Below are 12,880 nucleotides of genomic sequence, written 5' to 3'. Positions count from 1 at the left end.
AGAACATATGACTGTATAAATATAAAAAAGATAGCGTAGCAGTCATTATAACTACTACGCTATCCTAAGTCTAACTTTTTGGGGTCAGATCATTTCGTTCAAAGGCTTTAATTTGTCTTTCAAAACGCGTTTCTACACAATAATCATCACTATCCATTCTAGCAATTAGGTTTGTATTACACTTTTCCACTCCAAAACAAGATGCTGGACCTGAACCTACATTAGTGTCCAGTTGATACACCTTTAAAATTGGAATTTCACTTTTTATTTGTTCAATTTCATCATATAACTCCTGAGTTAATATTCCATCACAAACTAAAATGATTTCAGTTGGTTTAATAGTCTGATGATAAGAAGTTAACAAACTTTTCCTTAGATTATAAGGTTTTTCTTTTTCATATACTGTCATTAAAACTGAAAACTCCATAATTCATTCTATAACTCCTTTCCTATTAACCAATCTATGATTACAGATCTATATGGCACAACGTTATACCATTCTACTTTATAATATACTATTACTAATAAAAATAACGCATAAACTATTACTATGAAATAGAATATAATCCATTTGATTCGTTTGTCAGTCACCTTATGTAAAAATATTGGAACATAAAGGGAAGCAAACGGTGAAAAATAATGAGCAAATCTACTTAACAAGCTAGTTTGCATTGTTGTGATTGTAAATATTAAATAACAGAAAAATAACATTCTAATATATTCTTCTGATTCAGTTAGTTCACTATTCTTTAAAATTATCTCGCCTATTACAAATAATATAAGATAAACTATAGACAACACAATAGGCGCAAGTTTATAACTATCTAAAAACCAAGAAGATTCTAAATATGAAATATATTGAGGAAATATATTAACAAAAAATTCTGAAAAATTCTTTAATAAAGGAAATGTTAATATTAATCCTAAAAGAACAACTACAAAAACTTTCAAACTCAAATGAATCTTTCTCAATACTAGAAATAAAATACAAATAATTCCAGTTATATGGAACAAAGGTGCAATTAAAATACACAGTATTCCTTTTATGTATTTTTCTTTAACGAAATAATGAAACCCTAGTAAGCCTATTGAAATTGCTAAACCTTGACGAATATTAGAAAAAGAGTACAATAACATCCCAAGAGAACTAAAATATATTAATAAACTAATATAAATATTTTTAGAATAATTCCAAAATACATAAAACCAAATATATAAAGTTATTATCGAAAAAGAAAATAATAATATAGTATAGTTTTCAGAGATAGATCTTAATAAGTTATTGAGAATAATGTAACCTATTTCAAATCTAGAATTAAAAATATTTAATAGTTCTGGTATTTGTAAAGAATTATCTTTAAATACAGATACGTAGAAATTAAGATCTCCTCCAACACTAGAATTTCTAAATCCAGCAACTACTAAGAATAAAATAAAAGTAGGAATTGTTAACAATTTTATTTCATCTTTTTTCTCTTCAAAGTAAGTATATATTGTAGATAATCCTACAAGATATACAAAAATAAAAATATATAGTAACATTCCTACTCCTTTCTAAGCTATTATCTATTTATAATAGATTTAACTATTTTATTTATAATTATAATGATAATAGCTATTCTCATGTGTTTCTAATTTATTTGCAACAACTCCTAAAAGTCTAGCTCCAACATTATTCAATCTTTTTTTTGCTTCTATAATTTGTCTTCGTTTGCTTATTTGCATATCAACAACTAGTAAAGTCGCATCCGCAACCCTAGCCATTATCTGAGCGTCTGTAGCAGCTAATAAAGGTGGTGTGTCTACTATTATGTAATCATAATTATCGATACAAGAATTTAAAATATCCTCCATAGTAGAACTTACTAGCATTTCTGATGGATTAGGCGGTACTGGTCCAGAAGTTAAAACATCAAATTCCACATCATTTACATTTAAATGACATACTGCATCCTCGCTTATTTCTCCTAGTATCAATTTACTTAATCCTGTTTTATTTCTCTTATCTATCAATTTGTGTTGAGTTGGTTTTCTCATATCTGCATCTATTAGAATAACTTTTTTACCTTGTTGAGCAAGAGATGCAGTAAGGTTTAAACTAACTTCACTTTTCCCTTCATTAGGATTTGCGCTAGTTATTACAATTATTTTTAAATTTCTCCCGAAATTTGAAAACTGTATATTACTTCTTAGTGTTCTATATGATTCTGATGCAATAGACTTACTATTATGAATAACTTCTATATACATATTTTCACCTTCTTTCTTTTTCTTTTACAGTAGGTATCATACCTAATACTGAAACACCTGCTAATTCTTCCAAATCGTCTAGTGAATCTATTGAATCACTCATTATAAAACGAATAAATATAATATTAAGTCCAATAAAAGTAAATATTATAAATGATATAAGCATATTTTTCCATAAGCTAGGATATACAGGGTTATTACTTCCAACTACATCAGTAACAATAGATAAATCGTCTCTTCCAATTTTATCAGCAGCAAATGATTTATAATCAATTATATATTGTTTTGCATAGCGTTCGGCTAATTCTCTGTCCGTTGAACGTATCGTAAGTGTTAGCAACTGTGAACCCGAATCATTTGTAAGTTTTATAGATTTAATATTCTTTATTTCATTTTCAGTTAAATCAAGTGATTTATTAACTTCTTCTCTAATATTTGGTAATTCTGATATTTCTAGATATGTTTTAACTTGTCTCTGTAATAAATTAATAGACGTTAAAGCATTAGAATCATCATTCTTCTCACTAGAACTTTTCATAATTAATGTAGACGACACACTATAAACAGGAGTAATAACAAAAACCGTATACGCACTTACTGCAGCTACTCCACTTAGTATGAATATCAACAAAATCAGTAATTTCTTTTTAATAAAATTAACTATTCTTATAATATTATTATTTAATATTCGCATATTTTTCTCCTTAAATTCAATTAGATTCGTAATTATCTCGCTCCATGTCTAGTTAAAATTACAAGTATTGTTTTAATAATAATTAATAAATCCAATTTTACTCCTCTATTTTTTATATAATACTTATCATACTCCAATTTTTCCTTCGGGGTTAAGAAATAACCACCATTAACCTGTGCCCATCCAGTAATACCAGGTTTCACCAGAAGACGATCATTAAAATCTGGTATGTATTTAACAAATTCTTCTATCAATTCTGGTCTTTCTGGCCTAGGACCAATAATCGACATATCTCCTTTTATAATATTAACAAGTTGAGGTAATTCATCAATTCGAAGTTTACGAATAATACGTCCTACTTTTGTAATTCGCTTATCATTTTCGATTGCCCATTTTGGACCATCCTTTTCTGCATCAATATACATAGAACGTAGCTTATATATTTTGAAAACATGACCATTTAATCCAACACGTTTTTGCGTATAAATAGGGTTAACTCTTAATTCAAAATATATTGCAAAGCATACTATAAGACAGATTGGAAGAGTAATTATTAATAATACAATACTTAAAATAAATTCAAAACAATTTTTCAGAATATCATAATATTTCATTTTCTATATTCTTCAGTAAAAACAAAATAATAATCATACACTTTTTTGGTTATTTAGAACTTAGTAGTTCGGAATTTATAACATAATATATAAATAAAGTCAATTTTATAATTCTAAATAAAAAAATGTTGTTGATTAGTATAAAACTTATTTATGTCTTCATTACTCTCCTTTCTAAAGTATTTATATGTAGTTATATTTAAGGTATTTTCTTAATACATCATTCTTTTTTTTTTACATTTAGTACTGATGAAATATTTATTCAAATACATTATTACTTAAAAATATAATCCATAAAATTTGTAGTAATTATATAACTTTTTATCAAAACAGATAATAAATTACTTTACTTTTATTAATTACATTATAGCACAAAATAAAAAAATTTAATAGGAGAAAATATAATTATTTTATAAAATACAAAATAAAAAGAAGCTAACACTAACCCATGTTTATTAAATAAAATAATACATATACATACCCTATTACTGTATAATAATTTATTTAATAATTTAATCTCATCCATTATTTTTTAGTTTATTTATAATCTTCTAAATAAAAAACTCTAAAAATCTATTTCTAGATTTCTAGAGTTTTTATTATTATTAATTTATCCTATCGATCCTTCCATCTCAAATGAAATTAGTCTGTTTAATTCTACAGCATATTCCATAGGAAGTTCTTTTGTAAATGGTTCGATGAATCCCATAACTATCATTTCTGTAGCTTGTCCTTCATCAAGACCTCTACTCATTAAGTAGAATAGTTGTTCTTCTGATACTTTAGATACTTTTGCTTCGTGCTCTAAAGATACATTAGAGTTTTTAACGATGTTGTAAGGAATAGTATCAGATGTTGAGTATTCATCTAAGATTAATGTATCACATTCAATGTTTGAACGAGATCCTTCTGAGTTTTTACCAAAGTGAATCCATCCACGGTAGTTAACTTTACCACCACGACGAGACATTGATTTAGAAACAACAGTAGATGATGTTCTAGGTGCTAAGTGAATCATCTTAGAACCTGCATCAAGTACTTGTCCTTCACTAGCCATAGCGATAGATAGTGTACTTCCACTTGCTCCTTCTCCAACTAAAATACACGCTGGGTATTTCATAGTTAATTTAGAACCTAAGTTTCCATCTACCCATTCCATAGTACCGTTTTTCTCAACGATTGCACGCTTAGTAACTAAGTTATAAACGTTTGTTGACCAGTTTTGGATAGTTGTATATCTGAAACGAGCATTCTCTTTAATAAAGATTTCCACTACCGCAGCATGTAGTGAACTTGCTGAGTAAGTTGGAGCTGTACAACCTTCTACGTAGTGTAGAGAAGAGTTCTTCTCAATAATAATTAATGTACGCTCAAACTGCCCCATTTTTTCACTGTTAATTCTGAAGTATGCTTGAAGCGGTGCTTCTACTGATACATTCTCTGGACAGTAGATGAATGATCCACCTGACCATACCGCAGAGTTTAAGGCTGCAAACTTATTGTCGTTGAAATCAACAGCTTTTGAGAAATATTCTTTAAAGATTTCTTCATGATTTTTTAATGCCGTATCAGTATCTTCAAAGATAATTCCTTTTTCTTCGAATTGTTTATGCATATTGTGATAAACTACTTCTGATTCATATTGTGCAGAAACTCCTGCAAGGTATTTTTGTTCCGCTTCTGGAATACCAAGTTTTTCAAAAGTATTTTTAATTTCTTCTGGTACTTCGTCCCATGAGCGTTCTGTTTTTTCTGATGGTTTTACATAGTATGTTAAGTCCTCAAAATCTATTTCAGATAAGTCTCCACCCCATGTAGGCATCGGCATTCTGTAGAACTCTTTTAATGCATTTAGACGATATTCTAACATCCATTTAGGTTCTTCTTTTCTTTCAGAAATTGTTTTAACGATTTCTTTTGTTAATCCTTTATCAGTCTTGAATATAGATACATCTTTATCTGAAAATCCATACTGATAATCGGTAAACATTTCTTCATTTTTATTCAATGCAATCACTCCTTCTTCTATTTATTTTCTTCTAAAATTTTTTCTGTAATTTTCCATGCTAACGTAGCGCATTTAACCCTAGCTGGAAGTTGAGAAATATTTTGTAATGAAATACTATCTTCTAAGTTTTCTTCATTAAATTCATTTCCCATAATCATATTTAAAAAGTCTTTAATTTTGGCATTAGCTTTTTCTACTGATAAACCTTTTAATTCCTCAGTTAACATCGAAGCTGAAGCTAGAGAAATCGAACACCCAGTCCCTACGAATTTTATATCTTCGATAATATCATCTACTAATTTCATACTAACTGTTATTTTATCACCACATGAAGGGTTTAACATTTCTAATTTATAGCTATTTTCAATTACACCATTATTTCTGGGATGTTTACTATGGTCTAAGATTACTTGTTTATATAAACTTTTTAAATCACTAAAACTCATTTTCGAAAAACTCCTTCGTTTCTTTTAAAGTTTGAATAAAGAAATCTATTTCTTCTTTTGTGTTATATAGATATAGACTCGCTCTCGCTACCGAATATGTTCCTAATTTTCCTAATAATGGTTGTGTACATTGATGCCCAGCTCTTATGCAAATTCCTTTTTCATCTAAGAAACTTGTTAAATCATGAGGGTGAACACCTATTAAGTTAAAAGATACTAGTGAAACTCTATCTTCAATATTTTTTACACCATAAATTTCTATATTATCAATTTTAGAAAGTTCAGTATATAGATATTTAGTAAGTTCTTTAGTATACTTCTCAATGTTTTCTAATCCGATACTATTTAAATACTTAATAGTTGCTGCTAGTCCAGCCGCTTCGGCTAAGAGCGGTGTTCCCGCTTCAAACTTATCAGGAAGTATAGCCCAAGTTGCTGAAGTATCTTCAACAATACCTATCATTCCACCACCAAATTCTACCGGGTCAAATTTTTCTAGTAGATTTTTTTTACCATATAGTACTCCAATACCAGTAGGTCCACACATCTTATGTGCACTAAAAGCTAAAAAGTCACAGTCCATTTTTTGAACATCAATCTTTAAATGAGGAACGGATTGCGCTGCATCTACTACAAAATAAATATTCTTGTCTTTTAAAAACTCTCCAATTTCATAAACTGGGTTTATATTACCTAACACATTAGAAGCATGACACATTGATACAATTTTAGTTTTTTCTGTGATAAACTCTTTCAATTGTTCAATACTGATTCTTCCTTCTTCATCTAGTTCTAAATATTTTAAAACTAGATTTTTACGTTTGGCTAGTTGCTGCCAAGGAATAATATTAGCGTGATGTTCCATATAAGTAAGGATGATTTCATCTCCAACGCTAACATCCTGTTCTAATATTCTTGCTGCGAAATTTAAGCTTTCAGTAGTTCCACTAGTATAAATTACTTCTTCATAGCTACTAGCATTAATAAATTCTTTTACAAGCTCCTTTGAACCTTCATAAATTTTTTCAGATTCATCACCTAATGTGTAAACAGATCTATGAATATTAGAATTATAATTTCTGTAGTAATCTGATATAGCATCGATTACTTGATTCGGTTTTTGAGTAGTAGCCCCGTTATCAAAAAATATCAAATCATTATTCGATATCTTTCTTTTTAATATAGGAAAATCTTCTCTATATTTACTTAAATCTATCATTGTTACTCACTCTCATTATTGTTAATTTTCTCATCAATAAGAATCGTTACAAGTTCTTTGATTTTATCTACTGTTAATTCTGAAATTACTGGAGATAAGAAACCATGAACTAGTAATCTACTTGATTCTTTTCTTGTTAATCCTCTACTTTGTAAGTAGTATAGTTGTTCTTCATCAATACGTCCTAAAGAAGCACCGTGACCCGCCATAACATCATTTTCATCTATTAATAACATTGGGTTTGCATCAGCTTTTGCTTCAGATGAAAGTGTCAGCATTCTTGAACTTTGGTAAGCATTAGAACCTGTCGCACCTTTTACGATAAATCCTACACCGTTAAATACGATATGTGATCTATCTAATAATACACCGTGTTGAAGGATATCACCTTTACTACTTAAGCCTTGGTTAACTACTTCACTGTTGAAGTAAGTTTTTTGTTCTTTAACTCCTAAAGTAACAATCTTAAGGTTAGCTTCAGAACCATCACCAAGAATATTCGTTGTGTTATCATGATATACATCCGCTTCATCCATCGCTGCAACATTCCAGTTAATTAATGAATCTCTGTATGTCAATCCACGACGTAAAATAGTTCCTCGTTTTTGTCCTGGTTGGTTTGTAATAGAGCTGTAGTTAATTTTTGCCCCTTCATGAGCTACAACTTCAGATACTAAGCTAAATGGTGCTTTGTCTTCTTTTTGATTATTTACATAGTTTTCAATGAAGTTAAATTTGGCGTTTTTACCAACTTGGATAGTAACATGGTTAAATAAACTTTGTTCACTATCTGAGATAACAATATATTGAAGTGGTTCTTCTATTACCACATTATCTTTAACATCAATAAATAATCCAGCATTTAATAATGTGTAATGAACAGCTGTTACTTTACTTTCAGCATAGTCAACAACACTCATAAAGCTGTCTTTAATATGATCATCATTCATAGCTGAAAAAATATCTTTAATTACTACTTTATCTGCATATTTTTCAGGAATATTAATGTGAACAATAGTATTATTTTTTTGCACTACAGCAAAGTCATCATTATTAATTCCATATTTAGTTATATCTATATTTCCTTCATTTTCTAATCTTAGAGTTGAAAAATCAACATTAAATAAGTTCCATCTTTCTAATTCCATAGACTCTAATTTTGGAAAAGGTAGTGTATAACTTTTATATAAAGCTAATTTTCTAGTATTTAAAAACCATTCTGGTTCATTCGTATTAGAAAAGATGCTTTGTAAAGTTTTAATACTAAGTTTTAATTTATTATTTTCCATATTAAACCTCTTCTTTTAACCAGTCATAACCTTCTTTTTCTAAACGAAGTGCTAATTCAGGTCCACCTGATTTTACAATTTTTCCATCCATAAGAACGTGAACGAAATCCGGTTCAATGTAATCTAATAATCTTTGATAGTGAGTGATTATTAAGCAACCAAAGTTTTCTCCACGCATTTTGTTAACACCTTTTGATACTACTTTTAATGCATCGATATCTAAACCTGAGTCAATCTCGTCAAGAATAGCAAATTTTGGTTCTAACATCATCATTTGTAAAATTTCATTACGTTTCTTTTCTCCACCTGAGAATCCATCGTTTACATAACGTTGAGACATTTTTAAATCCATGTCCAGAAATTCCATTGTTTTGTCTAATTTTTTTATGTATTGCATTAGAGGAATACTATCTTCACGTTGAGCATTAATTGCTGATTTAATGAACTCTGAAGTTGGTACTCCTGGTACTTCTGATGGATATTGCATAGCTAAAAATAGTCCAGCTCTAGCTCTTTCATCAACTTCCATCTCTAATACTTCTTCTCCATCTAATAAGATGCTTCCACCATCAACTTCATATTTTGGGTGACCCATAATTGCAGAAGCCAATGTAGATTTACCAGCTCCATTCGGTCCCATTACCGCATGAATTTCACCAGATTTTATCTCTAAATTAAGTCCTTTTAATATTTGTTTTTCATTAATTGATACTTCTAGATTTTTTATATCAAGAACTGACATTTTATTTCCTCCATCTTTTATATTTTACGATTAATAAGTAAGTATAATAATACCCATAATCTTTATTTTCATAATATTTATTATAAAGGTTTTCATAATTATTATCAAATTATCAGTTTGCTAAATTTGTTGAACAGAAAGAACTATAGCCAATTAATAGCGATTAAAACACATATTATAATCAAACTATTTTTAAAAAATAAATACAATAAAAAAACCTCCAATATTTAATATTGAAGGTTCTTAAAAATTTTTTTCTATTTTGAAAATTCCCACATAGCTACAATCTCTGTTTTTAATTCATCATATGACCATTTTTTTAGAGTTCTAGTATAACTATTCGGATCATTAATAATATAATTACCATCCTCATCTTTTGTTGTGATTAATATTATATGACCGACTGTTGTGAATTTTCCAGGATGCACAGAAGCAATAATAGGATTTCCTTTATCTAAACTTGCATTAATAGCTTCTTTGCTTAATGGAACACCTGTTGACTTAACTCCATATTCTTTAGCTATATAATCGAAAAAGCTCCATTTTGTCCCTGCATCAGTAAAGTAGCCATTGGCGTCTTCTTTTTCAGCAATACTCTTTGGAGTTATTGATTTATCATCTAATATTCCTCCTAAAGCCATAGCTACACAAGTTGGACCACATCCCCCAATAGCGATATTAGTTCCACCCAGTTTATCATATGCCCATCGTTTATCCCATTGTATGTAATAAGGGTACTTTCTATCTATATCTACTGTTTGACCCTGTTCAAAAGGTGTAGCTTGTTGACCTGCTAAATAACCAAGAACGTATTGAGTAGCATCTTTATTATTTGCTAATAATTTTTGTTCTGCTTCTGGCAAATGTTCTCTTTGTAAATAGATTAATTGACCTATTAAACTTCCATTAGCATTTTGAAGAAGATTAGCCTCAACACCATTAGGACTTGTTATAAATGGTGAAGGTTGTACAACACCTTGAATTCCATCACGAGCATTTGCTACTTTTCCATATAACAATATAGTACAAACTAACAAAACAGCAAGAACTATTATTCTAGTGTTTTTTCTTTTCATATAACACCTCTTTATTTACTTTTTTTCACTAAAATTATTCCTACAGAAATAACTATAATATATCCTATCAAACTTTGCAAGTCTGGTAACTCGTTGAAAAATATAAAACCTAAAATTCCAGAAAATAGCACTTGCGAATAATCAAAAACAGATATATTTTTCGCCGCTGCGTATTTATATGCAAAAGTTACACCATATTGTCCTATTGTTGCTGATGCTCCAGCTAATAACAACATTGAGAATTGATACACCGTCATATCTCTATAATCAAAAATAAGATATGGCAACAACATAAAGGTAGATAAAGTTGAGAAGAAAAAAATTATAAATTCACCTGAAACATTATGTGTTCCTAGATATCTAACACAAGTGTAAGCTACCCCAGAACAAAAGGCCCCTAGAAGGGCGGCCAATGCCCCCATACTAATAAAACCATCACCTGTAGGTCTTACGATAAACCCTACACCTATAAAAGCAATAATTATAGATATTAACTGAAATACCGTCATTTTTTCTTTAAAGAATATAAACGACAATATTAAAATTACAAACGGTGATAACTTTTGTATTATAGTTGAATCTGCTAAACTTATATGAGTTATTGCATAAAAATTAAAAACCAATCCTATTGTTCCAAAAACGCTACGTGAAATTAACACACTCCATTCAATATTATCTTTTGGCAGATTGATAACCTTCCAATGCTTTATTAAGGGAATTGACGAGATTCCAACTGCAATAATATTTCTGAAAAACCCTTTTTGCATAGATGGAAGATCTCCAGCCAATTTTATAAATAGAGACATAAGAGAAAAACCAAATCCTGCTACTATTATGCAAAATATTCCCATTAAAATGTTATTTTTTTTATCCATTCCTAAACTCCAATATAGTTAATATTTGCTCAATTGTTTGTTCAATGTTATTTATAGCTACACTCTTATTCATAGCCTTTTCTAACGAAAGAAATTCTCTTTGAATTGAAAATGAAGCATCTACTAATCCTTTATCTTCACTACTTAAATCCTTCAGTTCTTCATCAAGAATACTACCTGCTAAGAAAATAACTTTTTTATTAGCTTTCTTCGCTATTCTAGCTATTTCTATTGGTGCTTTTCCCATATAACTTTGCTTATCTAGTTTTCCTTCTCCAGTAATTACTATATCTATACCTTGAATTATTTTCTCTAAATCTAAATAATTAATCATGAAACTTGAGCCAGATTGTATAGTAGAATCTAGGAAAGATAAAAATGCATATCCTAATCCCCCTGCAGCTCCACTACCAGGAAAAGATGAATAGTCTTTTCCTACAACAACCGAGACTTTTTCTGAAAACTTTTCAACATAAGTATCTACAATAGAAAAATCATCTTCCGTTAATCCTTTTTGTTTTGAATAAATATATGTAGCGCCATCTTTACCATACAAAGGACTATTAACATCACTAATAATTGTAAATTTAGCCTTAGAAAGTTTCTGAATCTTATTATCTAAATTTATATTCTCTATCTTGCTTAAATCAGATATTCCATGGCTACAAATTTCACCACTCATACTCGTAAACTTAATACCTAATTCACTAAGCATCCCAATACCACAATCATTAGTTGCACTACCACCTAAACCAATAATAAAACTTTCAATACTCTCATCTAATAAATGAGAAATCAATTTACCTAACCCAACAGTAGATGTCTTATATGGGTCTTTTTGATCTTCAGAGAGTTGTTTTAACCCGATAACCTCAGCAACTTCAATTACAGCTTCCTTAGTAATATTATTTAATAAATAGCTCACCGTGTGTTCTTCAAGAGCTGCATTTAAAGTTCTAAATTGTTTTCTTTCAAAATTTTTAAATAAACCTAAAAAACCATCACCACCATCAGCTACTACCTCCATAGTCACTTCATGATTATAAATAGATTTATTTATTTTATTTAAAATTATTTCTCCTATTTCATATGAAGATAAAGAACCCTTAAATTCATTAACTGCTACTAAAAATTTCATAAAATATCAACTCCCCTTATAAATCTGTTATATTTATTTAGTTAATTTTATCATTAAATCGCTTTAAATTAAAGTTCAAATAATGAAAATAAAAAATAAAAACATTTTCATTGATAAAATTTACACAAATACTTTAAATTTACGTTTATTTTTAGTATAATAATTATGTAAAGTATTTTTACTTTATATTTAGGGTTAAAAATAGAACTCACTTTTTTGATTATATCAAAAAATATACAGTGTTAATTTGTCAACTGTAGAAGCAAACTACTTTTAGTTTTACAATTATAAGTAATCCTCATGTTTGTGCCAGTAAGCTACAGTAAACATTTTAAATATATTAGTTCTACGAGTTTCTAATCCCCTAAATTTAGACTAATATAATATAACTGTAAAAAACCACGAAGTTTACCCCTAAACTTTCGTGGTTTTCAGGCTCTTTGTCAAATTCGGGGCATGGAGAAAAATAGGAAATGAAATCTAGGCAGCATTTTGCTGCTTAGATTTTTTCTTGTTTTCTTTAAGTTTG

Annotated in this window: 13 protein-coding genes; all 13 read right to left on the bottom strand. The window is 29.0% G+C overall.

Annotated features, from left to right (window positions below; genetic code table 11):
• Positions 1-70: 70 nt before the first annotated feature.
• Positions 71-427: a glycosyltransferase gene (locus PNO30_RS04965; RefSeq protein ID WP_271987379.1), complete on the bottom strand. Its 357-nt coding sequence runs from the start codon at positions 425-427 to the stop codon at positions 71-73.
• Between the two features lie 8 nt (positions 428-435).
• Positions 436-1,542 (bottom strand): EpsG family protein, encoded by a 1,107-nt coding sequence (locus tag PNO30_RS04960; RefSeq protein ID WP_271987378.1) that lies wholly within the window; start codon positions 1,540-1,542, stop codon positions 436-438.
• Between the two features lie 48 nt (positions 1,543-1,590).
• On the bottom strand, positions 1,591-2,250 hold the full coding sequence (locus PNO30_RS04955) for a CpsD/CapB family tyrosine-protein kinase (protein WP_271987377.1): 660 nt from the start codon (positions 2,248-2,250) through the stop codon (positions 1,591-1,593).
• Positions 2,251-2,254: 4 nt separating this feature from the next.
• Positions 2,255-2,944, bottom strand: a complete 690-nt coding sequence (locus PNO30_RS04950; protein WP_271987375.1) for a YveK family protein — start codon at positions 2,942-2,944, stop codon at positions 2,255-2,257.
• Positions 2,945-2,976: 32 nt separating this feature from the next.
• Positions 2,977-3,558 carry a sugar transferase gene (locus PNO30_RS04945; protein ID WP_271987374.1) on the bottom strand — a complete coding sequence of 194 codons (582 nt, stop codon included), beginning with the start codon at positions 3,556-3,558 and terminating at the stop codon, positions 2,977-2,979.
• Between the two features lie 610 nt (positions 3,559-4,168).
• Entirely contained in the window at positions 4,169-5,548 is a 1,380-nt protein-coding gene (gene sufB / locus PNO30_RS04940) for a Fe-S cluster assembly protein SufB (RefSeq protein WP_271987381.1), read from the bottom strand.
• A 35-nt stretch (positions 5,549-5,583) separates the two neighbouring features.
• The gene (sufU, locus tag PNO30_RS04935) at positions 5,584-6,012 is read right to left on the bottom strand and encodes a Fe-S cluster assembly sulfur transfer protein SufU (protein ID WP_003146098.1); all 429 of its coding nucleotides are present in this window, start codon (positions 6,010-6,012) and stop codon (positions 5,584-5,586) included.
• Positions 6,002-7,228 (bottom strand): aminotransferase class V-fold PLP-dependent enzyme, encoded by a 1,227-nt coding sequence (locus tag PNO30_RS04930; RefSeq protein ID WP_271987380.1) that lies wholly within the window; start codon positions 7,226-7,228, stop codon positions 6,002-6,004. Before PNO30_RS04930 ends, sufU begins: the two co-directional genes overlap by 11 nt.
• A gap of 5 nt (positions 7,229-7,233) precedes the next feature.
• A complete protein-coding gene (sufD, locus tag PNO30_RS04925) occupies positions 7,234-8,520 on the bottom strand; it encodes a Fe-S cluster assembly protein SufD (RefSeq protein ID WP_271987373.1) in 1,287 nt (428 codons plus the stop codon).
• A gap of 1 nt (position 8,521) precedes the next feature.
• Positions 8,522-9,262: a Fe-S cluster assembly ATPase SufC gene (gene sufC / locus PNO30_RS04920; protein WP_048801972.1), complete on the bottom strand. Its 741-nt coding sequence runs from the start codon at positions 9,260-9,262 to the stop codon at positions 8,522-8,524.
• 257 nt (positions 9,263-9,519) lie between these two features.
• Entirely contained in the window at positions 9,520-10,338 is an 819-nt protein-coding gene (locus tag PNO30_RS04915) for a C39 family peptidase (RefSeq protein ID WP_271987372.1), read from the bottom strand.
• 11 nt (positions 10,339-10,349) lie between these two features.
• Positions 10,350-11,213, bottom strand: a complete 864-nt coding sequence (locus PNO30_RS04910) for a DMT family transporter (RefSeq protein WP_271987371.1) — start codon at positions 11,211-11,213, stop codon at positions 10,350-10,352.
• A complete protein-coding gene (locus PNO30_RS04905; protein ID WP_271987370.1) occupies positions 11,206-12,351 on the bottom strand; it encodes a glycerate kinase in 1,146 nt (381 codons plus the stop codon). Before PNO30_RS04905 ends, PNO30_RS04910 begins: the two co-directional genes overlap by 8 nt.
• Positions 12,352-12,880 lie beyond the last annotated feature (529 nt).

The organism is Gemella haemolysans, from assembly GCF_028308085.1.
Taxonomy (GTDB): domain Bacteria; phylum Bacillota; class Bacilli; order Staphylococcales; family Gemellaceae; genus Gemella; species Gemella haemolysans_D.
Note: the sequence above shows the minus strand (reverse complement) of the source record. Positions and strands in the feature narration are given on the sequence as shown.